The organism is Mycobacterium sp. 852002-51152_SCH6134967 (assembly GCF_001667105.1).
GTDB lineage: Bacteria > Actinomycetota > Actinomycetes > Mycobacteriales > Mycobacteriaceae > Mycobacterium > Mycobacterium neumannii_A.
Window position 1 is genome coordinate 170105 of record NZ_LZIK01000060.1, and the last position, 21420, is coordinate 191524.

Genomic DNA, 21420 nt, shown 5'->3' on the forward strand with positions numbered 1-21420 from the left:
CCAGGACTGTGAAAGCGCGACGACCGGCGCGGACGTCAATTCTGCCGACTGACGGCACGGGCGTCCCAAAATAGAGGGGTTTCATGTATTGCGCAGAACGGCTTTGACCATCTAATTTGGTCGGACAGTGCGATACAGGTCACACTGACCCCTCGCAATGTGACGTAGATCGCATGAGCGCTCTACTACCAGGGATCGCGCCGTACCGGTGTTGACCGGGGGGCGGTTGGAACGGAGGGAACTCTGGTGTCAGCTACTAAGCCCGCGGCGCGCAGGACCGCGATGACGTCGTCGGCTCACAGTGTCGTCCACGGTGCCGAGGCCGAAGCCCGCATCGCCTGGGTGTCGCAAGCCCGATGCCGCCAGACCGATCCTGATGAGCTGTTCGTCCGGGGGGCCGCACAGCGTAAAGCCGCAGTGATCTGTCGGCACTGCCCGGTGATCCTCGAGTGCGGCGCCGACGCGCTCGACAACCGGGTGGAGTTCGGAGTCTGGGGTGGGATGACCGAGCGGCAGCGCCGCGCTCTGCTCAAGCAGCACCCCGAGGTCGTCTCCTGGGCGGAGTTCTTCAACGCCCAGCGCAAGCATCGCAACGCGGTCTAGGCCGCGCCGGCGTCTTTTTCGCTACGCGGCGGTCTCGCCGGTGATCTGATCGGCGATCGCCCGCAGCGCTTCCAGGTCCGAGACGTCGAACGGCAGCGACGGCACGCCCACGATCGACACGTGCGGGTTGGCCCCGGTGAAGCGCGACAGCAGCCGGATCTCACGCTTGGCGGTCATGGCCCGGTCGGCGTGGATCCGCAGCACCGCTGCCGTCACCGACTCCGGATCACTCTTCTCGATCGTCTCGGCGGCTTCCTCGGCCTTCTCGGCGTGCAGATCGCACAGCATCGGGTGGGTGCGGTTGAGGATCAGACCCGCCAGCGGCATGTGCTCCTCGGAAAGCCGGTCGACGAAGAACGACGCCTCGCGAAGGGCGTCCGGTTCGGCCGCCGAGACCACCACGAACTGCGTCCCGCGCCGCTTGAGCAGCTCATAGGTGCGGTCGGCCTTCTCGCGGAAGCCACCGAACGTCGAGTCCAGCGACTGTACGAAAGCCGCTGCGTCCGAGAGCATTTGCGATCCCAGAACCGTGGACAGCGCCTTCATCGCCAGGCCCATCGCCCCCGTGACCAACCGGCCGATGCCCCGTCCGGGCCCCAGCAGCAGCTTCCACAGCCTGCTGTCCATGAAGCCGCCCAACCGCTTTGGCGCGTCGAGAAAGTCCAACGCGTTGCGTGACGGTGGGGTGTCGACGACGACCAGATCCCACCGGTCCTCGGCCAGGAGCTGGCCGAGCTTCTCCATGGCCATGTACTCCTGAGTGCCCGCCAGTGAGGTGGCCACGGTCTGATAGAACTGGTTGTCCAGAATCTCTTGTGCCCGTTGGGTTCCCGAGTACTGGATGACCATCTCGTCGAACGTTCGGCGCATGTCGAGCATCATCGCGTGCAGTTCGCCCGACACCTCGGGGGCCAGCGGAACCCGCTGCGGAGTGTTGCCGAGCGTCTTGATGCCCAGCGCCTGGGCGAGCCGCTTGGCCGGGTCGATGGTCAGCACCACGACGGTCCTGCCGTACTCCGCCGCGCGCAGCGCCATCGCCGCCGCCGTGGTGGTCTTGCCGACGCCTCCGGCGCCGCAGCACACCACGACGCGGTTCGACGTGTCCTTGAGAATCGAGCCCAAGTCGAGGGCCGGTGGAGTCGTACTCATCAATTCCGACCCTTCTTCGCGCGAGCGTTCATCACCGCACCCCTTGGCGTTCGAGTTCTTCGGCGAGTTCGTAGAGGCTGCCCAGATCGACACCGTCGACGATCTGCGGCAGCTGCAGGCGCGCCACGTCCAGCGCGTCGAGTTGCTCCGCGCTTTCGGCGCGTGCCTGGATCCGGGTCGCATGCTGGATCGCCTCGGTCAACAGGCCGGCGAAATCGGAGTCCGACAACGTGATTCCGGCTTCGGCGAGGCCGGCTCGCACGGTGTCGGCGTCGATGTCACCTTCGGCCGCCTTGGTCAACGCATCGGCGGGCAAGTAGGCGGGAATGTCGCGGTTGACGATGACGCTGCCGATGGGCAGGCCGAGCTCCTTGAGCTCGTCGATCGCCTCCAGCGTCTCCTGGATGGGCAGCGCCTCCAGCAACGTGACCAGATGGATCGCGGTCATGTCGGAGTGCAGCACCTTGACCACGCTTTCGGCCTGGCCGTGCACCGGGCCGCCCTTGGCCAGATCCGACACCGCCTTGGTGACGTCGAGGAACCGCGCGATGCGACCCGTCGGCGGGGAGTCGACCACGACCGCGTCGTAGACGGGCTGTTTGCCCTTCTCGGCGCGGGTCACGATCTCGCGGATCTTGCCGGTCAGCAGCACATCGCGCAGACCCGGCGCGATCGTGGTCGCGAACTCGACGGCCCCGATCCGGCGCATTGCACGCCCGGCCAGACCCAGGTTGTAGAACATGTCGAGGTACTCCAGGAACGCGGCCTCGGTGTCGATGGCCAGCGCGTTGACCTGACCGCCGCCCTCGGCGGTGGCAATCTTGACCTCCTGGTAGGGCAGCGGCGGCACGTCGAACAGCTGCGCAATGCCTTGGCGCCCTTCGACTTCCACCAACAGCACCTTGCGGCCCCCGGCCGCGAGCGCAAGCGCCAGCGATGCGGCGATCGTGGATTTGCCGGTGCCACCCTTGCCGGTGACGAAGTGCAGTCGAGCCTCGCTCAGCCGAGAGGGCCAGCCGACGGATCTACCGCCATTGGTAGTGGAAGCCACCCGTGCATGCTAGCCAACGCGGTTCCGTGCTCCGCAGGTCCGCGGGCGCATAGCGGTCACCGATAAGCTCGGGTGCATGACCGAATCGACCCGTTGGGAATACGCCACCGTCCCGCTGCTGACCCACGCCACCAAGCAGATCCTCGATCAGTGGGGCGAGGACGGCTGGGAGTTGGTGTCTGTGCTGCCGGGCCCGACGGGCGAACAGCACGTCGCCTACCTCAAGCGTCCCAAGTGACACCGTCCGGGCGGCTGGCGGAGCTGGGCATCGAGTTGCCTCCAGTGGTCGCGCCGTTGGCGGCCTACGTGCCTGCAGTGCGCACCGGCAACCTCGTCTACACCGCGGGCCAGCTGCCGATTCGCGACGGCGAACTGGTGCTCACGGGCAAGGTCGGTGGCGGGGTCACCCCCGAGCGGGCCCACGAGCTGGCCCGGGTGTGCGCGCTCAACGCGCTGGCCGCGGCGCATTCACTGGTCGGCATCGACGCGGTGACCCGCGTGGTCAAGGTGGTCGGGTTCGTCGCCTCCGCGCCGGGATTCCACGGTCAGCCGGGTGTGATCAACGGCGCATCGGAACTCTTCGGGGAGGTGTTCGGGGAGGCAGGCGCGCATGCCCGCTCCGCAGTTGGGGTGTCCGAGCTGCCGAGGGACGCCCCGGTCGAGGTCGAAGTGATCTTGGAGGTCGCGTGACGCCGGAGCATCCGGCGTACGGACGGCTGCGTCCGGTCACCGACACTGCCTCGGTCCTGCTGTGCGACAACCCCGGCTTGTTGACGCTGGACGGCACCAACACCTGGGTGTTGCGCGGCCCCGGCAGCGACGAGATGGTCGTCGTCGACCCCGGGCCCGACGACGACGAGCACATCGGGCGGATCGCGGAGCTGGGAACGATTCCGTTGGTGCTGATCAGCCACAAACACGAGGACCACACCGGTGCCATCGACAAGATCGTCGACCGCACGGGCGCGGTGGTGCGTTCCGTGGGCAGCGGATTCCTGCGAGGCGCCGGCGGCCCGCTCACCGACGGCGAGGTCATCGAAGCCGCGGGGCTGCGTATCACCGTGATGGCCACCCCGGGCCACACCGTCGACTCGGTGTCGTTCCTGCTCGACGATGCGGTCCTGACGGCCGACACCGTGCTGGGCCGCGGGACGACCGTCATCGACAAGGAGGACGGCAGCCTCGCCGACTACCTGGAGTCACTGCAGCGGCTGCGGGGCCTCGGACCGCGCACCGTGTTGCCCGGGCACGGGCCCGATCTGGAGAACCTCGAAGCCGTGACCGACATGTACCTGGCGCACCGCGAGGAGCGGCTCGAGCAGGTGCGCGCGGCGCTGCGGGTGCTCGGCGACGACGCCACCGTGCGACAGGTCGTCGAGCACGTCTACACCGACGTCGATGAGAAGCTATGGGACGTAGCGGAATGGAGCGTCCAAGCACAGCTCGACTATCTGCGCACCTGAGTGATTTGTGCACATTCTGGAGCGCTCACCGCTCCTCGATGTGCACAATCACTATCGGGCTCGGCGCGCGAGCCGTTCCGAGTCGGAGATCAGAACGCTCTTGCCTTCCAAGCGAATCCACCCGCGATGGGCGAAATCGGCGAGCGCCTTGTTGACGGTCTCCCGCGATGCGCCGACGAGCTGGGCGATCTCCTCCTGAGTGAGGTCATGGGTCACCCGCAGCGCGCCGCCCTCCTGGGTGCCGAACCGCTGCGCCAGCTGAAGCAGCTGCTTGGCCACCCGGCCGGGAACGTCGGTGAAGATCAAGTCGGCGAGGTTGTTGTTGGTGCGGCGCAACCGGCGGGCGAGCACGCGCAACAGCTGCTCGGCGATCTCGGGGCGGTCGGCGATCCACGCCCGCAGCGCGTCGCGGTCCATCGACACCGCGCGAACCTCGGTGATGGTGGTCGCGCTCGACGTCCGCGGACCGGGGTCGAAGATCGAGAGCTCACCGAACATGTCCGACGGGCCCATGATCGTGAGCAGGTTCTCGCGGCCGTCCGGCGAGCGGCGTCCGATCTTGACCTTGCCGGAAATGATGATGTAGAGCCGATCGCCGGGCTCACCCTCAGCGAACACGGTGTGTCCACGGGGGAAGTCGACTGGCTGCAATTGCTTGGTCAGCGCGGTGACGGCGCTGGGTTCGACCCCCTGGAAGATTCCGGCCCGCGCCAGGATCTCGTCCACGTTGCCCCTCTTAAGCTGTTAGGTGAAGCCGACCTCTATCGGTAAGCGAGATAAGTCTAGAGGTACCCGATTTCGTGACCAGCCCACGCTACACACGATCGGCATGTCGGGTCTGCTGAAATTCCGGATTCATCCCGTGCTGGGGATATGGCCGTACCGGCAGATCCGTATCCCGAAAATGCGCCGCTGACCCGCTGGTGAACGCGTGCGCGACGTGCTGGCGATGGCGCAGACCGTCCAGTGCGCGGCTCATTCCGTCCCGCGCCAGCGTGTCGACGTCCAACGGCTCGGCCTGTTCGAAGAAGTGCGCCACATCGGTGGCTGAGACGGTGTCCTGGTGCAGGCCGGCCTCCAGGCGTTGCAGCCCGAGCGTCGCAGCCATCAGCAACCCCGGAATCAGGCCAACGAGCAACCACGACACAAGGCAGAAGTAAACACGCCGAAAGTCTCAGCGGGATCACGAAACGTCACCGGTCCGCAGCAGTTCGGCAGCGCGGTTCGCGGTGGCTTTGAGGTGGCTTTGTCTGGGCGTCTCAGTACCCTGGCATGCGTGACCGTAAGCGAGGCGTCGGCAAAGAACGCGGATAGGCCCAAGCGCGCCCGGAAGCGGGACGGCGAGACGCGGATTGGGCTCGTCCGTCGTGCGCGGCGAATGAATCGCACGCTGGCGCAGGCATTTCCGCACGTGTACTGCGAGCTGGACTTCACCAACCCGCTCGAGCTCACCGTCGCGACGATCCTGTCGGCCCAAAGCACCGACAAGCGGGTCAACCTGACGACACCGGCGCTGTTCAAGAGATATCGCACCGCCCTGGACTACGCGCAGGCCGACCGCACCGAGCTCGAAGAGCTCATCCGGCCCACCGGGTTCTATCGCAACAAGGCCAACTCGCTCATCCGGCTCGGCCAGGAACTCGTCGAGCGGTTCGACGGCGAGGTACCGGCCACCATGGAGGAGCTGGTCAGCCTGCCGGGGGTCGGCCGCAAGACCGCCAACGTCATCCTCGGCAACGCGTTCGGCGTCCCCGGCATCACGGTCGACACCCATTTCGGCAGGCTCGTGCGCCGCTGGGGGTGGACCACCGAAGAGGATCCGGTCAAGGTCGAGCACGCGGTCGGTGAGCTCATCGAGCGCAGCGAGTGGACCGACCTCAGCCATCGGGTGATCTTTCACGGCCGCCGCGTCTGCCACGCGCGCAAGCCGGCGTGTGGGGTCTGCGTGCTGGCCAACGACTGCCCCTCCTTCGGCATCGGGCCCACCGACCCGCTGATCGCCGCGCCGCTGGTCAAGGGACCCGAAACCGAGCATCTGCTGGCTATGGCCGGCCTGTAATCGACACGTCCCCCGAACGACTGTGAGTACCTCGACCCGTTGGACCGTCGTGGTGCTCGTGGTCCTCGTGGCGCTCGGGTGGGCGCTGTGGTCGCAGTTGGACCGCGACACCGACTCCACGGGGGCGCCGTCGCAGCACAGCGCGCGCGACCGCCGTGCCGCCGACACCGCCGAAGCGCTGGCCGGCCCGCGTGCCGAGGCCGACCTGCCGCCGTGCCCCGCGCCGGGAGCCGGATCGGGACCCGAGGCACTGCGCGGGATCACGCTGGAGTGCGCGGGCGACGGGGCGATGGTCGACGTGGCCAAGGCGCTGGCCGGCCGCGTCGTCGTGCTCAACCTGTGGGCGTACTGGTGTGCGCCGTGCGCGGCCGAACTCCCCGCGATGGCCGAATATCAGCAGCGCATGGGCTCGGCCGTGACCGTGCTGACCGTGCACCAGGACGAGAACGAGACGGCGGCGCTGCTGCGGCTGGCCGAACTCGGCGTGCGACTGCCCACCCTGCAGGACGGCAGGCGGTTGATCGCCGCCGCGCTCCGGGTGCCCAACGTCATGCCCGCAACCGTGGTGTTGCGCGCGGACGGTAGCGTTGCGCAGGTCCTACCGCGCTCCTTCACCAGCGCCGATGAGATCGCCGCAGCGGTGGGGCCACAGGTCGGCGCGAGGACGGGAGAGCCGGGGTGAGCTGGGTCAGCGAGGGTAGCGGTCTGATGCCCGACGCCGCCCCGGCCTGGCTCAAACCGTTGCTGGACAACGCAGGCGACATCAAGCGGGCCTACCGCAGGCGGGTGCCACCCGAGCTGCTCGCGATGGTCACCAGCGAAGGAAAACCGGCGCAGGCCGACGCGCGGGAGGCGGCGGTGCTGGTGTTGTTCTCCGGACCCGCCGACTCCCCGACCGGCGCCGTGCCCGACGAGGCCGACATTCTGGTCACGGTGCGCGCGGGCACCCTGCGCCACCACGCAGGTCAGGCCGCGTTTCCCGGCGGCGCCGTCGAACCCGGCGACCACAGCCCGGTGCAGACGGCGCTGCGCGAGGCCAACGAGGAGACCGGGATCGACGGGCAGCGGTTACATCCGCTCACCACGATGGAGCGGTTGTTCATCCCTCCATCGGGGTTCCACGTCGTACCGGTGTTGGCCTACTCGCCGGACCCGGGCCCCGTGGGTGTCGTCGACGAAGCCGAGACCGCGCACGTCGCCCGGGTTCCGGTGCGCGCGTTCATCAACCCCGAGAACCGAATCATGGTGTACCGCAAGGCCAACACGCGGCGCTATGCGGGTCCGGCGTTCCTGCTCAACGAGATGCTGGTGTGGGGTTTCACCGGCCAGGTGATCTCGGCGATGCTCGACGTCGCGGGATGGGCAAAGCCGTGGAATACCGGCGACGTGCGCGAACTGGAGGACGCAATGGCGCTCGTCGGCCGCGGCGACGGTTACGGTGATGCACAACCATGACATCGTCGCAGTGGGTGGACCTCATTGTCCTCGGCATCGCCTTCGTGGCGGGCATTTCGGGCTGGCGCTCGGGCGCGCTGGGCTCGATGCTGTCGTTCCTCGGGGTGGTCCTCGGCGCGGTGGCCGGGGTGCTGCTGGCGCCCCACTTGGTCGCCAACATCGACGGGCCGCGCACCAAGCTGTTCGTGACGCTGTTCTTGATCCTGGCGTTGGTCGTCGTGGGCGAGATTGCCGGCGTCGTGCTCGGCCGGGCGGTGCGCAGCGCCATCCGCAACCGCTCGCTGCGGACGGTCGACTCGCTGATCGGGGTGGCAATACAAACCTTGGCGGTCCTGGTGGCCGCGTGGATGCTGACGTACCCGCTGCAGTCGTCGGACCAGCCGAACCTCGCCGCGGCCGTGCGTGGCTCGCAGGTGCTCAAGGAAGTCAACGACCTGGCGCCTGCGTGGCTCCGCGAGGTGCCCAAGCGGCTCTCGGCGTTGCTCGACACCTCCGGCCTGCCCGATGTGCTGCAACCGTTCGGGCGCACCCCGATCGTCGCCGTCGACGCGCCCGACGCCGCGCTGGCCGCCGACCCTGTCGTGGCGTCGGCGCGGCCCAGCGTCATCAAGATCCGCGGGGTCGCCCCCGGCTGCCAGAAGGTTCTCGAAGGGACCGGTTTCGTCGCCGCCAGCAACCGCGTGATCTCCAACGCGCACGTGGTCGCCGGATCGGAGAGCGTCACTGTCGAGGCCGACGGGCAGACCTACGACGCGTTCGTCGTGTCCTACGACCCGCAGGCCGACATCTCGATCCTCGACGTGCCGGACCTGCCGTCGGCGCCTCTGTCGTTCGCCGACACCCCTGCCACCACCGGTACCGACGCCGTGGTGATGGGGTATCCCGGCGGCGGAAACTTCGTCGCCACGCCCGCGCGTGTCCGCGAGATCATCGAGCTGAGCGGCCCCGACATCTATCGCACCACCACTGTCGAGCGCGAGGTCTACACCATCAGAGGCACTGTGCGCCAGGGTAATTCGGGCGGGCCGATGATCGACCGAGAGGGCCGGGTGCTGGGCGTGGTGTTCGGTGCCGCGGTCGACGACGCCGACACCGGTTTCGTGCTCACCGCCAACGAGGTGTCGCAGCAACTGGCCAAGCTCGGCAACACCGAACGGGTGCCCACCGGCGCCTGCGTCGCCTAGCCGTAGACCTGCCCCACGAAGCGGGACAACTGGTCGTTCACCGTGTCCGGTGCCTCCTCATGACCGAAATGTGCTGCGCCGTCGATGGATACGTACCTACCGTGCGGTGCGTAACGCTGCGTCCGGTACACCGGATCGGCGAGTACATACGGGTCGGCAAGACCGCGCATGTGCAGCACCGGAACGCTGATCGGTCGCTTCATCTCGCGTATGAAGCGCCTGCCCTCACCGCGTAGCTGGCTGCGCACCGCCCACCGCTGGTACTCGAGGGCCGAGTGCGCGGCGCCGGGGATCTGAATGGCGCGGCGCATGTGCGCGATGGTCTCGGAGAAGTCTTCGGTGGCAAGCCATTTGTCGCCGGCGCGGCTGCGCACCAGGCGTTCGAGTTCGGCACCGTCGTTGCGGGTCAACGCCCGCTCGGGCCACATCGGCACCTGGTACCGCAGCATCCACGGCAGCAGCGCGCGGCCCTGGTCGCGACGGCGCAGCGCAGAAGCGCGCAGCGCCGCCGGATGCGGTGAGCTGACCACTGCGATCGCGCTTACGGCGCGCGGATGCAGCACGGCGGTGGCCCAGCACACCAGGCCGCCGTCGGCATGCCCGACCAGCGTCGCGCTCTTATGGCCCAGCGCGCGCACCAGGCCCGCGGTGTCACCGGCCAGCGTCCAGCCGTCGTAGCCTCGTGGCGGCTTGTCGCTGGCACCGTAACCGCGCAGGTCGACGGCGACCACGCGGGCACCGGACAAGCCGCGAAGTTGGTGGCGCCAGGACCACCAGAACGACCCGAACCCGTGCAGCAGGATCACCAGCGGCCGCTCGGCGCCCGCAGCCGCGTCACCCTCCGCTTCGACCACATGGAAGCGAATTCCGTTGGCGTGCACCTTCAGATGCCGCCACGGTCCGTCGATGCGGACGACCGACGGGGCGGGTGGGGGCACTTACCAGCCCGACGGATCGGCGGTCGACGCCGGCTTTCCGTCGCCCGAGGCGATCTCCTTGGTCCTGTCGTGGCCCGGCGTCAGCGCCTCAGGGATCTCCTTGACCGATTCGATCGTCTTCTGCGGGCCGCGGATGCGTCGCACCTTGAGATAACCGAGGAACGCGAAGATGGCGGTGACGACGACCATCAGGCCGAACACGATGAGGTAAGCCGCCCACTTGACCAGCCACAGGTCGAGCAGCTCACCGAGGAAGAAGAAGAAAAAGAACGTCGAGTAGAACAGCACGACCAACGCGAGGACGAAGAAGACGCTGCCGGTCAGCCCCTTCTTGACGTCGCGCGTGATCTCGGCCTTGGCCAGCTCGACCTCGGCGCGCACCAGCGTGGACACCTGCGCGGTCGCGTCCTTGACGAGGTCACCGATCGACGGGTCGGCCTTGGGCGCGTGCGGGTCGACCAGCGGTATCGACGTGACGGTGGTCGGCACGCCATTCCTGCGATCGCTCACGACGGTTCCTCCCGCATAGGCCGGATCGCCGGATCCCCCGGCGATGGGTCCCACTGCCGGCGCCGCCGGCGATGGTGTCGGTCGCGACTCATGTTGCCATGTGGCGTGCGCTCAAACGATCCCGGCCGACGATAGACTGGCCAGATCAGTGGCAGGGCAGGTCGGGGCGCGTCGATAGGGGAAACGTTCACGTGAAGACCAGCGGCCTCCGGCTGTGCCGTCTCGCCACGACCATCGTCGTCGCAGCAGCGGCACTCCTCTCGATGTCCGCTGCAGTGCACGCTCAGGGACTGGTCTCGTTGGGTGGCGGCTCGGGCCTCGTCGTCAACGGCGAGACACTGTGCACGCTCACCGCGATCGGCAACGACAACCGCGGACGACTCGTGGGCTTCACCTCCGCGCACTGCGGCGGGCCCGGGGCCAAGGTCAGCGCCGAAGGCGTCGACGCCGCAGGCGTGGTGGGCACGATGGTCGCGGGCAACGACGCCCTGGACTACGCGGTCATCGAGTTCGATCCACAGAAGGTGCGCCCGGTCAACAACGTCGACGGGTTCCAGATCGACGGCCTGGGCCCCGATCCGGTAGCCGGTGACATTGCCTGCAAACTCGGCCGCACGACCGGTTACTCGTGCGGCGTGACGTGGGGGCCGGGCGAGGAGCCGGGCACCATCGTCAACCAGGTGTGCGGTCAGCCCGGCGATTCGGGCGCGCCGGTCACCGTCAACAACCGGCTGGTCGGCATGATCCACGGCGCCTTCTCCGAGGCCCTGCCGACGTGCGTCATCAAGTACATCCCGCTGCACACCCCCGCGGTGACCATGTCGTTCAACACGCAGTTGGCTGACATCACGGCAAAGAACCGGCCGGGGACGGGCTTCGTCCCCGTCGGCGCCGCCGCCTGATCCGCGGGGTGCTCGCCTAGCTTTCGGTCTTGCTGGCGCGGATCGCCTCGAACACGTCCGGATCGACAAGTGTCGACGTGTCGCCGAGTTCACGGCCTTCGGCCACGTCCCGCAGAAGCCGGCGCATGATCTTGCCGCTGCGCGTCTTGGGCAGTTCGGGTACGACGTGAATCTCCCTGGGCCGCGCGATCTTCCCGATCTCCTTGGCGACCTGTGCGGAAAGTTCCTGCACCATGTCGTCGCTGTCGTTGGCGTGCGACTCGAGGATGACGAATGCGCAGATACCCTGGCCGGTGGTCTCGTCGCTGGCGCCGACGACCGCGGCCTCGGCGACATGGGAGTGCCCGACCAACGCCGACTCGACCTCCGCGGTCGAAATGCGGTGTCCCGAAACGTTCATCACGTCATCGATGCGGCCGAGCACCCAGATGTCGCCGTCGGCGTCGAGCCTGGCGCCGTCGCCGGCGAAGTACCAACCCTGCTTCTCGAACCGCTTCCAGTAGGTCTCCTTGTACCGTTCCGGGTCCTTCCAGATGCCGCGCAGCATGGCCGGCCACGGTTGATCGAGGACGAGGTAACCGGTGACATGCTCGGCGCCTTCGGCTTCGGGCGCCAGTTCCTTGCCCTCGTCGTCGACGATCTTGGCGGTGATACCCGGCAGTGGCGCCATCGCCGCACCCGGCTTGGCTGCCGTCACACCGGGCAGCGGGGAAATCATGATCGCCCCCGTCTCGGTCTGCCACCAGGTGTCGACCACCGGAGTCCGGTCGCCGCCGACCACCTTGCGGTACCACCGCCAGGCCTCCGGGTTGATCGGCTCGCCCACCGACCCCAGCAGGCGCAAGCTGGACAGGTCGTGGGCATCGGGAATCTCACGACCCCACTTCATGAAGGTGCGGATCAGGGTCGGGGCCGTGTAATAGATTGTCACACCGTACTTTTCGATGATCTCGAAGTGGCGGTGCTCGCTGGGCGAATTCGGAGTGCCCTCGTAGACCACTTGTGTGCACCCGTTGGACAGTGGGCCGAACACGATGTAGCTGTGGCCGGTGACCCAGCCGATGTCGGCGGTGCACCAGTAGACGTCGGTTTCCGGCTTGGCGTCGAACACGTAGTAGTGGGTGTAGGACGACTGGGTGAGAAATCCGCCGGAGGTGTGCACGATGCCCTTGGGCTTGCCGGTGGTGCCCGACGTGTACAGCAGGAAGAGCGGATGTTCGGAGTCGAACGCCTCGGGAGTGTGTTCGGTGGAGGCGGCGTCGACGATGTCGTGCCACCAGATGTCGCGGCCCTCGGTCCACGGCACGTCGATGCCGGTGCGTTCCACCACAAGCACGTGTTCGACGGACGCCTGGCCCTGCACCGCTTCGTCGGCGCCGGGTTTCAACGGCACCGCCTGACCGCGGCGGTACTGCCCGTCGGTGGTGATGACCAACTTGGCCTCGGCGTCCTCGATGCGGGCCGCCAGAGCCGAAGATGAGAATCCGGCGAAGACCACACTGTGCAGCACCCCCAGACGCGCGCACGCCAGCATCGCAACGATCGCCTCGGGAATCATCGGCATGTAGATGGCGGCCCGGTCCCCCGCACGGAGTCCGAGTTCGGTCAGCGCGTTGGCGGCCTTGCAGACCTCGTCTTTGAGTTGGGCGTAGGTCAGCGCGTGCGAGTCGCCGACCGGTTCGCCCTCCCAGTACAAGGCCACCCTGTCGCCGTGGCCGGCTTCGACGTGCCGGTCCACGCAGTTGTAGGCGACGTTGAGCTTTCCGCCGACGAACCACTTCGCGAACGGTGCGTCCGACCAGTCGAGCACCTCGTCGAACGGTGTCTGCCAATCGAGCCGGTTGGCCTGCTCCGCCCAGAACGCCAACCGGTCCTTCTCGGCCTGACGGTAAAGCTCCTCGGTTGCGTTCGCCTGCTCGGCGAACTCCGGAGACGGGGGATAGACGGATGGACCGTGAGCGTGCTGCGCCGATGACTCTGCCATAGCTGTGAGGGTAGTCACCTTGCGGCGCTCATACATTGGCATGCCACAGTCCGCTCCGCCGGCGGCGCGTCTGCAGCGGTGAGCGTCGTGGCTTGCGGGGTCAGCGGTCGGCTAGCGTGTGCTGCCGTGACCGGTGGCTTCGCGAAGGACCCGTTGGCGCCGCTGGCTGACCTGCCCGGTGTCGCGGAGGCCGCCGAGGAGGCCCGTGAAGCGCTGGGCCGCGCACACCGCCATCGAACCAACCTGCGGGGCTGGCCGAAAAGCGCCGCCGAGGCCGCGCTGCGGGCCGCCCGAGCGTCGTCGGTGCTCGACGGCGGTGCGCTTGCGTTGTCCGACGACGGCACCCCGGACCCGGTGCTGGCCGGGGCGCTTCGGGTGTCCGAAGCCGTGGAAGGCGGGGCGACGACCTTGGTCGGCGTCTGGCAGCGGGCCCCGCTGCAGGCCATCGCCCGGCTGCACGCGCTGGCGGCGGCGGACATCGCCGACGACGAACGGTTGGGCCGCCCGCGTCAGGAGGCGCACGTGGGCACGCGGCTGACCCTGCTCGCCGACATCCTCACGGGAGGGACCCGGGTGCCCGCGCCGGTGCTCGCCGCCGTCGTGCACGGCGAACTGCTCACACTCGCCCCGTTCGGCGCCGCCGACGGCTTGGTGGCGCGGGCGGCGTCGCGGTTGGTGACGATCACCAGCGGGCTCGATCCACACGGGCTCGGCGTGCCGGAGGTTCACTGGATGCGCCGCTCCGGTGACTACGACGCCGCGGCGCGGGGCTTCTCGTCCGGCACCCCCGACGGCCTGACCGCGTGGATCCTGTTGAGCTGCCGCGCATTGCGCGAGGGTGCCCGCGAGGCGCTGTCGATCGCGCAGGCGGCCCCGTCATCCTGAGGCGTTGCTGAAAAGGGGAGCCATCACGGGCCGTCACCCGGCCGCCAACGCGAAGCGGGCGACGCTCCGAACGTGGTTCGGCTCGTCGCCCGCTAACACGGAGACCGGTTACCAAGCGTGCTCTGGTGGGTTGCGTGGGTGGCCTCGGCGTCTTGTCGATGCGCTTCGACTGCAACCCCACCCAAAGGGTCGCTCTAGCCGTCCGCTCTCCGCAAATACGCAGGCCCGCAACACTTTTGCCTATTCCGCGGCATGTGCTCCGCGTGGGTGCCGGGTTCCGTGCTGGGGAGCCTGAAGTGGGAGATTCGAGCCTTCTCTTCCGACTCGATCTTGGCCTCTCCAAGCTTCCGTGACTCCTTTGTACCCCGTGACCGCGATCACATCAAGGGCCAAATCAGCCCTAGTCCGGATCGTTACGCGGAACCCGGGTTGGCGGGTGAGGAGTTGGCTAGAAGGCGAAGCGCCGCAACAGCGAATAGGTCAGCGCGCCGGCGGCCAGAGCGCTGATGCCGACCGCCGCGGTGGTGGCCATGGCCGCGCCCGACGGGGCCGGGATCCGATCCCGCAGCGACACCGGTTTGGAGAAGTCGAGCACGGGCCAACCCCGGGCCGCGGCTTCCCTGCGCAACGTGCGGTCGGGATTGACCACGTGCGGATGGCCGACGGCGTCGAGCATCGGGAGATCGGTGACAGAGTCGGAGTAGGCATAGGAATGCTCTAGCGCGTAACCCTCGCGTGCGGCCAGTTCCCGGATCGCGGCCACCTTGCCCTCGCCGTAGCAGTAGAAGGCGATCTCTCCGGTGTATTTGCCGTCCTCGACGACCATACGGGTGGCCATCGCGTGTGTGGCGCCCAGCGCACGAGCGATCGGCGCGACGATCTCCTCCCCGGAAGCCGACACCATGACCACGTCGCGCCCGCACAGTTTGTGGTCGGCGATCAGCTCGGCCGCCTCCGCGAAAACCAACGGCGTGACGACGTCATGCAGGGTTTCGCCCACGATCGACTTCACCTGCTCCACGTCCCAGCCGGCGCACATATTCGTGACGTAGGCGCGCATGCGGTCCATCTGGTCGTGGTCGGCGCCGGACATGAGAAAGAGGAATTGGGCGTACGTGGACTTCAGCACGGCCCGCCGATTCATTAGTCCTTGCGCAAAAAAAGGTTTGCTGAAAGCCAGAGTGCTGCTTTTTGCGATCACCGTTTTATCGAGATCGAAGAACGCGGCGGTTCGGATGGGACCGTCCGTCGGGGCGCCCGTCGCGGACGCGTTCGGCGCCTCGGCCGCCGAACCAGATGCGCTCACGACGCCAGCATAGGGGCCCGCGCGTGACAATCGCCGGGAGAGTGTACAAAGTGGCAGGTTATGACAGGTGTCGGAGATAGGACACTTCCGCAGATTGGGCCACTTTTCTCACCGCGCAGCACTTGCGCCGAAGCCGACCGGCGTGTGTATAGTGACCCTTACCCGGCTTATGTCGGGTGTGCATCAGCCCGACCCCCCGGGGCTGATACACGACGACCTCCGCCTCCTCCCCCCCTGGCGGGGGTCGTCCCTTTTTCAGGACCGTTCGCAATCCGGATATGTGCTGCCATTCACATTGGTTGCGGAACGCCGTTTTCGTTTGCCGACTCTCACCTGCGCCATTCACAAGATCGCGTTGATCCACAGATGAGGCGTCGGCGGTAGCGTCGCCGCACGCCGAGGCCACAGGGTTGGAGGGTGGCTTCGTCAAGTGGATACCTCGCGCTGATCGCCGACCCGGCACTTCGAGAGGACGTAGACCGGGTGTGCGCGGCGGCGGGGGTGCCGGTTGTCCACGCGTCGGAGCCCTCCAGCCGCAAGGTCTGGACCGAGGCGGCCGCCGTCGTGCTCGACATCACCGGCGCCCACCGATGCGTGGCCCGCGCGTTGCCACGGCGTACGCGCGTCGTCCTGGTGGGCCGCGTCGAACCCCGCGGAGCCGACTGGCAGGCGGCGATCGAGGTCGGTGCCCAGCGGGTCCTCACCCTGCCCGAGCAGGACGACGAGCTGATGGCGGAGTTGGCCGAGGCCGCGGAAGGGCTGCACGAGTCAGGCCGTCGCGGTGCGGTGGCGGCCGTCATCGCCGGCCGCGGTGGCGCAGGCGCATCGGTCTTCGCGACCGCGCTGGCGCTGACCGCACCCGAGGCGTTGTTGATCGACGTCGACCCGTGGAGCGGGGGCATCGATCTCGTCGTGGGCGGTGAAGCCGAATCCGGGTTGCGCTGGCCGGATCTGCGTCTGCAGGGCGGACGGTTGAACTACGCGGCGCTGCGGGATGCGTTGCCGCGCGTGCGGGGCGTCACCGTGCTGTCCGGCAGCCGCGCCGGCTGCGACGTGGACCCGGTACCGCTCGGTGCCGTGATCGACGCGGGCAGTCGCGGGGGTGCGACCGTCGTTTGCGACGTTCCGAGGCGGTCGACCGCGGCAGCCGAGACCGCCCTGGCCTCCGCCGATCTCGCCGTCGTCGTGACACCCGCCGACGTACGTTCCTGCGCGGCGGCCGACACGGTCGCCCGGTGGGTGTCGACGCTCAATCCGAACTCGGGTGTGGTCGTGCGCGGTCCGGCACCGGGCGGGCTGCGGTCGGCGGAGGTCGCCGAGATCGTCGGGTTGCCGCTGCTGGCGGGGATGCGTCCGCAACCCGGTATGGCGGTCACCCTCGAGCGGGGCGGACTGCGGATCGGCCGTCGGTCGCCGCTTGGCCGCGCGGCGCGCAAGGTGTTGACGATTCTGCAGCAGCATCCTGCGGTCGCCGCATGAGCGACTCGTTGATCGACCGCGTGCGCGAGCGGCTCGCGACCGAATCAGCACCGCTGCGGCCGACGGTGGTGGCCGCGGCGATCCGCGCGGAGTCCGGTGGAGTGCTCGGCGACAGCGAAGTGCTCAGCGGGCTCCGCCTGTTGGAGACCGAGCTGACCGGGGCGGGCGTACTCGAACCGTTGCTGTCGGCCGACGGCACCACCGATGTTCTGGTCACGGCGCCCGACGCGGTGTGGGTGGATGACGGCAACGGGTTGCGCCGCACCGGAATTCGCTTTCCCGACGAGAGCTCCGTGCGCAGGCTCGCACAGCGGTTGGCGCTCGCCGCCGGACGTCGCCTCGACGAGGCGCAGCCGTGGGTCGACGGCCAGTTGACCGGGCTCGGCACCGGCGCGTTCACGGTGCGCCTGCACGCGGTCCTGCCGCCGATCGCTTCCGCGGGAACGTGTCTGTCGCTGCGGGTGCTACGGCCCGCGACGCAGGACTTGGCGTCGCTGACCGCCACCGGCGCGATCGAACCGGCCGCGGCCACCCTCCTCGACGGCGTCGTGCGTGCACGGCTGGCGTTCCTGGTCTCGGGAGGCACCGGGGCGGGCAAGACCACCCTGTTGGCCGCGCTGCTCGGTGCGGTTCCCTCGATCGAACGCATCATCTGCGTCGAGGATGCCTCGGAACTCGCGCCGCCTCATCCGCATCTGGTGAAGCTGGTGGCGCGCTGCGCCAACGTCGAAGGCGCGGGCGAGGTGGCGGTGCGGGACCTGGTGAGGCAGGCGCTCCGGATGAGGCCCGACCGCATCGTCGTCGGTGAGGTACGCGGCGCCGAGGTCGTCGATCTGCTCGGCGCGCTGAACACCGGTCACGATGGTGGCGCCGGAACCGTGCACGCCAACAGCCCGACGGAGGTGCCCGCGCGCCTCGAGGCGCTGGCCGCGCTCGGTGGGCTCGACCGGGCCGCGTTGCACAGCCAACTCGGCGCGGCTGTGCAAGTGGTGATCCACGTCGGCCGCGACCGGGCGGGCCTGCGCCGACTCGCCGAGATCGCGGTGTTGACCGCCGGGGCCGAGGGCCCGGTCCAAGCCTCCACAGCGTGGCGTCTCGGGCACGGCTTCGGCCCTGGCGCACAGCGGCTCGACGATCTGATCCGTGAGCGAGGTGGCTCGTGAGCGTCGCTGCGCTGGCTCTCGCGCTGGCGCTTCTCACCGCACCAGCTCCGCGGCGGCGCACCCCGGTGGCACGCTCACGCCGCCGGGCGCTACGGCTCCCGTCGCCTCTATGGCTGGTCGCCGTCCTGGTCGCCCTGATGGCCGTTGCGCCGCTCGGTGTCGTAGCGGCCGCGGTGATCGCGGCCGCCACCGTCGAAACCCGCAGCCGGCGCCGGCGCAGAGAGCGGCAGCGGACGAAGGAAGCCGCGGCACTGGAGGGTGCGCTCGACGTACTGGTCGGGGAACTGCGGATCGGCGCCCATCCGGTGACCGCGTTCGACACGGCAGCCAACGAGGCCGACGGTGCCGTCGCGGCAGCACTGCGCACGGTGGCGGCCAGGGCGCGGATGGGAGGCGATGTCGCGGCCGGGATGCTCAGCGTGGCACGGCGGTCGGCGCTGCCGACGTATTGGCAGCGGCTCGCCGTCTGCTGGAATCTGGCTCAGTCGCACGGCCTCGCCATCGCCGCGCTGATGCACACCGCACACCGCGATATCGTTGCGCGGGAGCGGTTCTCGACTCAGGTGAGCGCGGGTATGGCCGGTGCGCGGACCACCGCCACCGTGCTCGCCGTCCTGCCGTTGCTGGGCATCGGACTCGGCGAGATGATCGGCGCCCAACCGCTGCGATTCCTGTTGTCGACGGGCCAATGGCTCCTGGCCATCGGTGCGGCACTGACATGTCTGGGGTTGGTGTGGTCGGACCGGATCACCGGCGGGGTGGTCCGATGACGCTTGCCGCGCTGCTTCTCGCGATCGCTGTGCTTCTCGCAGGCACCGATGGCCGAGCCCGTGTGCGGACTGCCCACAGCCCAAATCCGAAGTCACACCACAAAGTCCGGGCGAACGATCCTCTGGCGTTCGCCTCGGCGCTCGACGTGCTGGCGGCCTGCCTCCATTCGGGTATGGCGGTGGCCGGCGCCGCGTCAGCCGCGGCGCCCTCGGCACCGCCGACGGTGGCCCGAGTGTTGGTCCGTGCCGCGGATCTGCTTGCCCTGGGCGCCGACCCTGCGACCGCGTGGGCCACTGCACCCGAGGGCGATCGCAGCGTCGATGCGTTGTTGCGGCTGGCACGACGGTCGGCGTCCTCGGGAACCGCACTCGCCCAAGGGGTCAGCGCGTTGGCAAGCCGGTCGCGCGACGACGCGGCAGACACCGCGCGCGCCGCGGCCGAACGCGCCTCCGTCTTGATCGCAGGCCCGCTGGGGGTGTGCTACCTGCCGGCGTTCTTCTGCCTGGGCATCATCCCGGTCGTCGCGGGGCTGGCCTCAGACGTGCTGCAGTCGGGGATTCTGTGAAGGACAACGAGTGGGGAGAAAAGGTGATGGGCAACAGGATTCGAGCGCTTCAGACGCGGCTGACGATGCTGATCGTCGCCGACGAGGGAATGTCGACCGTCGAGTATGCGATCGGCACCATCGCGGCCGCCGCGTTCGGCGCGATCCTCTACACGGTCGTCACCGGCGACTCGATCGTCAGCGCGTTGACCAACATCATCAGCCGCGCCCTCAACACCAACGTCTGACCGGTGAACGTGGCGGCGCCACGATCGAAGCGGCGTTCGCGGTGGCAGCGCTGGTCGCGATCCTCGTCTTGTGTCTGGGCGGGCTCACGGCGGTGCCGATGCACATCAGGTGTGTCGACGCCGCGCGCGAGGCCGCGCGCCTTGCCGCCCGCGGCCACGACGGTAGTGCTGCGGCGCGCGATCTCGCCCCCGAGGGAGCCACCGTCGTCACCCGCCGCGAGGGACAGTTCGTCACCGCCACCGTGCGCGCGCGGTCACCGATACCGCCCGGATTCACCGTCGAGGCGCGCGCAGTGGCGGCGGTGGAACCGGGTGCGGGCTGAGCAGGGTTCGGCCACCCTCATCGCCGCTGCGATGATCGCGATCGTGGTGACGATCGCTATCGGTGCCGCTTGTCTCGGTGTGGCGGTGGCGGCGCGGCACCGCGCACAGGCGGCCGCAGACCTGGGCGCGCTGGCCGCCGCCCACCGGATTGCCGCCGGTGGCGATCAAGCGTGCTCGTGGGCGGCCGCGGTCACCGATGGAATGGACACCGAGATGGCGCGGTGCGAGGTCGACGAACTCGATATCGTTGTCGCCGCTGATGTCCCTGTCACCTTGGGCCGCTTCGGTGTGGGCGTTGCGCGTGCGGTGGCCCGCGCGGGCCCGGCCGATGTCAGCACCTAGGAGTCGCGTCGGCCCGCTTCGGCGATCTCGGTGTCATTGGCGCGGCGCAGCGTCGCCAGCGCGGCATACACGTCGTCGTCGAGTTCGACCCGGTTCACCGTCACATGGACCGGTGCCCACTCCTGGCCGCCGACACCGGTCATCCGCAGTACACCGGACGCGATACCGGTCCTGAAATCCACGGCCATTTGCTCCATCTCGGCGCGGTCGTCGGGATGCACCGCGTGTTCGCCCGCCAGGCTGACCCGCCAGTCGAAGAACGGGGCCGGGTCGTCGAGCCACTTCAACAGGGTCCAGTTCGTCGGATCCACCAAGGCGCGGTGCACACCAGGCTGGGCCAGTCCGTTGAGGATCCGCTGGGCGAGGTGATCCTGCTCCGGGCGCTCTTGCTCCCGTTCGCTGCGCCAGTTCATCGCTCGGCACAGCAGCCGATCCGGTCCGTCGTCATCGGATTCCAGCACTGCCCGCGTCACGAACCCGACGCTGATCGCCTCGCCGCGGTGGTCGGTGACGTCCCACGTGCTGCAGAACGCGGCGCCCGGCTCGCGTTTGATCGCCATGGTCAACACCTTGGCTTCGCTGGGGTTGAGTTCACGCATGGGCAGGTCGTCGGCGAAAGTGCGGTTATGGGTCGGTTCCTGAGGCGCTTCCCACCCGCTGTTGGCCAGCGATTCCGGGGTCGCGGTGGCAATGCCGGTGTCGAGGTCCCAGACCAGCGGTCCGGGCACCGGGCGCTCCGGGGGTTCCATATCGGGCGGCCCGATCCACACGTGTACGCCGTGTATCCGACCGTCGGTCATCTGCACGACCTCCGTGCGGATGACACGGTCGTTCTTCGGGGTGATGCTGCTCAAGCCCTGATGCGCGCGCACCGTTTCGCCGATCGCCGTCTGGACCGCCATCAGATGCGGATTGCGCCGAAGGAATCCACTGATCGGGATCAGGTTCTGGGTCCGACGGCCCTGCGCGACCACCGCGGGCTCGCTGCCCAGCGTCTCCACGAGCAGCCAGTCGTGGGTCATGGGGCTACCTTACCGGCGCGCGTGCCCGCCATTCGGTG

The 21420-nt window shown here is 68.6% G+C and carries 26 protein-coding genes; 17 read left to right on the forward strand and 9 right to left on the reverse strand.

What is annotated here, in order from left to right; all coding sequences use genetic code 11:
- The first annotated feature begins 246 nt into the window (after positions 1-246).
- Positions 247-603, forward strand: coding sequence for a WhiB family transcriptional regulator (locus tag A5790_RS17785; RefSeq protein WP_066847020.1), 357 nt, complete (start codon positions 247-249; stop codon positions 601-603).
- Positions 604-624: 21 nt separating this feature from the next.
- Here the strand turns inward: A5790_RS17785 and A5790_RS17790 are convergent, their stop codons facing one another.
- Both A5790_RS17790 and A5790_RS17795 read right to left on the reverse strand, forming a co-directional pair.
- A complete protein-coding gene (locus A5790_RS17790; protein WP_064425375.1) occupies positions 625-1752 on the reverse strand; it encodes an ArsA family ATPase in 1128 nt (375 codons plus the stop codon).
- 31 nt (positions 1753-1783) lie between these two features.
- A complete protein-coding gene (locus A5790_RS17795; RefSeq protein WP_066847023.1) occupies positions 1784-2803 on the reverse strand; it encodes an ArsA family ATPase in 1020 nt (339 codons plus the stop codon).
- 76 nt (positions 2804-2879) lie between these two features.
- On the opposite strand from A5790_RS17795, the gene A5790_RS25820 reads away from it, so the two are divergent.
- The 3 genes from A5790_RS25820 to A5790_RS17805 are packed head-to-tail and all read left to right on the forward strand — an operon-like array spanning position 2880 to position 4266.
- Positions 2880-3041, forward strand: a complete 162-nt coding sequence (locus tag A5790_RS25820) for a DUF4177 domain-containing protein (protein WP_094288127.1) — start codon at positions 2880-2882, stop codon at positions 3039-3041.
- Complete coding sequence (locus A5790_RS17800) at positions 3038-3493, forward strand: RidA family protein (RefSeq protein ID WP_066847026.1); 456 nt, start codon at positions 3038-3040, stop codon at positions 3491-3493. The genes A5790_RS25820 and A5790_RS17800 overlap by 4 nt, the downstream gene beginning before the upstream one ends.
- Positions 3490-4266, forward strand: coding sequence for an MBL fold metallo-hydrolase (locus tag A5790_RS17805; protein ID WP_066847029.1), 777 nt, complete (start codon positions 3490-3492; stop codon positions 4264-4266). Before A5790_RS17800 ends, A5790_RS17805 begins: the two co-directional genes overlap by 4 nt.
- 51 nt (positions 4267-4317) lie before the next feature.
- Here A5790_RS17805 and crp read toward each other — a convergent pair whose 3' ends face one another.
- Entirely contained in the window at positions 4318-4992 is a 675-nt protein-coding gene (crp, locus tag A5790_RS17810; protein WP_064347819.1) for a cAMP-activated global transcriptional regulator CRP, read from the reverse strand.
- Positions 4993-5080: 88 nt separating this feature from the next.
- Positions 5081-5374 (reverse strand): hypothetical protein, encoded by a 294-nt coding sequence (locus tag A5790_RS17815; RefSeq protein WP_066847225.1) that lies wholly within the window; start codon positions 5372-5374, stop codon positions 5081-5083.
- Between the two features lie 270 nt (positions 5375-5644).
- Here A5790_RS17815 and nth point away from each other — a divergent pair, with 270 nt between their 5' ends.
- Genes nth through marP form a run of 4 tightly spaced genes read left to right on the forward strand, consistent with a single transcriptional unit; the run spans position 5645 to position 8964 of the window.
- A complete protein-coding gene (nth, locus tag A5790_RS17820; protein ID WP_066847031.1) occupies positions 5645-6325 on the forward strand; it encodes an endonuclease III in 681 nt (226 codons plus the stop codon).
- A 22-nt stretch (positions 6326-6347) separates the two neighbouring features.
- On the forward strand, positions 6348-7007 hold the full coding sequence (locus A5790_RS17825; protein WP_066847034.1) for a TlpA disulfide reductase family protein: 660 nt from the start codon (positions 6348-6350) through the stop codon (positions 7005-7007).
- 26 nt (positions 7008-7033) lie between these two features.
- Complete coding sequence (locus A5790_RS17830) at positions 7034-7780, forward strand: CoA pyrophosphatase (protein WP_082961776.1); 747 nt, start codon at positions 7034-7036, stop codon at positions 7778-7780.
- Complete coding sequence (gene marP, locus A5790_RS17835) at positions 7777-8964, forward strand: acid resistance serine protease MarP (RefSeq protein ID WP_066847039.1); 1188 nt, start codon at positions 7777-7779, stop codon at positions 8962-8964. Before A5790_RS17830 ends, marP begins: the two co-directional genes overlap by 4 nt.
- Here marP and A5790_RS17840 read toward each other — a convergent pair.
- Together A5790_RS17840 and A5790_RS17845 are read right to left on the reverse strand one after the other, a co-directional pair.
- Positions 8961-9902: an alpha/beta fold hydrolase gene (locus A5790_RS17840; protein ID WP_066847042.1), complete on the reverse strand. Its 942-nt coding sequence runs from the start codon at positions 9900-9902 to the stop codon at positions 8961-8963. The two genes, marP and A5790_RS17840, sit on opposite strands and share 4 nt — an antisense overlap.
- Positions 9903-10412 (reverse strand): phage holin family protein, encoded by a 510-nt coding sequence (locus tag A5790_RS17845; RefSeq protein WP_066847227.1) that lies wholly within the window; start codon positions 10410-10412, stop codon positions 9903-9905.
- Positions 10413-10675: 263 nt separating this feature from the next.
- Here A5790_RS17845 and A5790_RS17850 point away from each other — a divergent pair, with 263 nt between their 5' ends.
- Positions 10676-11314, forward strand: a complete 639-nt coding sequence (locus A5790_RS17850; protein WP_066847230.1) for a peptidase — start codon at positions 10676-10678, stop codon at positions 11312-11314.
- 16 nt (positions 11315-11330) lie between these two features.
- Here A5790_RS17850 and acs read toward each other — a convergent pair whose 3' ends face one another.
- A complete protein-coding gene (acs, locus tag A5790_RS17855) occupies positions 11331-13298 on the reverse strand; it encodes an acetate--CoA ligase (protein WP_066847045.1) in 1968 nt (655 codons plus the stop codon).
- A 126-nt stretch (positions 13299-13424) separates the two neighbouring features.
- Between acs and A5790_RS17860 the strand changes: the two genes are divergently transcribed.
- Entirely contained in the window at positions 13425-14183 is a 759-nt protein-coding gene (locus tag A5790_RS17860; RefSeq protein ID WP_066847053.1) for an oxidoreductase, read from the forward strand.
- Positions 14184-14631: 448 nt separating this feature from the next.
- On the opposite strand, the gene A5790_RS17865 is transcribed toward A5790_RS17860, so the two are convergent.
- Entirely contained in the window at positions 14632-15420 is a 789-nt protein-coding gene (locus A5790_RS17865; protein WP_231987840.1) for an HAD-IB family hydrolase, read from the reverse strand.
- Positions 15421-15906: 486 nt separating this feature from the next.
- Here A5790_RS17865 and ssd point away from each other — a divergent pair, with 486 nt between their 5' ends.
- Genes ssd through A5790_RS17900 form a run of 7 tightly spaced genes read left to right on the forward strand, consistent with a single transcriptional unit; the run spans position 15907 to position 20360 of the window.
- Positions 15907-16968: a septum site-determining protein Ssd gene (ssd, locus tag A5790_RS17870; RefSeq protein WP_066847059.1), complete on the forward strand. Its 1062-nt coding sequence runs from the start codon at positions 15907-15909 to the stop codon at positions 16966-16968.
- Positions 16965-18131, forward strand: coding sequence for a TadA family conjugal transfer-associated ATPase (locus A5790_RS17875; protein ID WP_066847062.1), 1167 nt, complete (start codon positions 16965-16967; stop codon positions 18129-18131). Before ssd ends, A5790_RS17875 begins: the two co-directional genes overlap by 4 nt.
- Complete coding sequence (locus A5790_RS17880; protein WP_066847065.1) at positions 18128-18901, forward strand: type II secretion system F family protein; 774 nt, start codon at positions 18128-18130, stop codon at positions 18899-18901. Before A5790_RS17875 ends, A5790_RS17880 begins: the two co-directional genes overlap by 4 nt.
- Entirely contained in the window at positions 18898-19467 is a 570-nt protein-coding gene (locus A5790_RS17885; protein WP_066847233.1) for a type II secretion system F family protein, read from the forward strand. Before A5790_RS17880 ends, A5790_RS17885 begins: the two co-directional genes overlap by 4 nt.
- A 26-nt stretch (positions 19468-19493) precedes the next feature.
- Positions 19494-19694 (forward strand): DUF4244 domain-containing protein, encoded by a 201-nt coding sequence (locus A5790_RS17890; protein WP_066847236.1) that lies wholly within the window; start codon positions 19494-19496, stop codon positions 19692-19694.
- A gap of 41 nt (positions 19695-19735) precedes the next feature.
- Positions 19736-20017, forward strand: coding sequence for a TadE family type IV pilus minor pilin (locus A5790_RS17895; RefSeq protein ID WP_231987831.1), 282 nt, complete (start codon positions 19736-19738; stop codon positions 20015-20017).
- Positions 20007-20360 (forward strand): Rv3654c family TadE-like protein, encoded by a 354-nt coding sequence (locus A5790_RS17900; protein WP_231987832.1) that lies wholly within the window; start codon positions 20007-20009, stop codon positions 20358-20360. Before A5790_RS17895 ends, A5790_RS17900 begins: the two co-directional genes overlap by 11 nt.
- Here A5790_RS17900 and A5790_RS17905 read toward each other — a convergent pair.
- Positions 20357-21382 carry a PAS domain-containing protein gene (locus A5790_RS17905; protein ID WP_066847068.1) on the reverse strand — a complete coding sequence of 342 codons (1026 nt, stop codon included), beginning with the start codon at positions 21380-21382 and terminating at the stop codon, positions 20357-20359. The genes A5790_RS17900 and A5790_RS17905 overlap by 4 nt on opposite strands.
- Positions 21383-21420 lie beyond the last annotated feature (38 nt).

Coding starts and splice junctions, on each gene's coding strand:
- A5790_RS17790 (WP_064425375.1), bottom strand. CDS start 1,752: ATGAGTACGACTCCACCGGCCCTCGACTTGGGCTCGATTCTCAAGGAC.
- A5790_RS25820 (WP_094288127.1), top strand. CDS start 2,880: ATGACCGAATCGACCCGTTGGGAATACGCCACCGTCCCGCTGCTGACC.
- A5790_RS17815 (WP_066847225.1), bottom strand. CDS start 5,374: ATGGCTGCGACGCTCGGGCTGCAACGCCTGGAGGCCGGCCTGCACCAG.
- nth (WP_066847031.1), top strand. CDS start 5,645: ATGAATCGCACGCTGGCGCAGGCATTTCCGCACGTGTACTGCGAGCTG.
- A5790_RS17830 (WP_082961776.1), top strand. CDS start 7,034: ATGCCCGACGCCGCCCCGGCCTGGCTCAAACCGTTGCTGGACAACGCA.
- marP (WP_066847039.1), top strand. CDS start 7,777: ATGACATCGTCGCAGTGGGTGGACCTCATTGTCCTCGGCATCGCCTTC.
- A5790_RS17850 (WP_066847230.1), top strand. CDS start 10,676: ATGTCCGCTGCAGTGCACGCTCAGGGACTGGTCTCGTTGGGTGGCGGC.
- acs (WP_066847045.1), bottom strand. CDS start 13,298: ATGGCAGAGTCATCGGCGCAGCACGCTCACGGTCCATCCGTCTATCCC.
- A5790_RS17875 (WP_066847062.1), top strand. CDS start 16,965: ATGAGCGACTCGTTGATCGACCGCGTGCGCGAGCGGCTCGCGACCGAA.
- A5790_RS17885 (WP_066847233.1), top strand. CDS start 18,898: ATGACGCTTGCCGCGCTGCTTCTCGCGATCGCTGTGCTTCTCGCAGGC.
- A5790_RS17890 (WP_066847236.1), top strand. CDS start 19,494: ATGGGCAACAGGATTCGAGCGCTTCAGACGCGGCTGACGATGCTGATC.
- A5790_RS17905 (WP_066847068.1), bottom strand. CDS start 21,382: ATGACCCACGACTGGCTGCTCGTGGAGACGCTGGGCAGCGAGCCCGCG.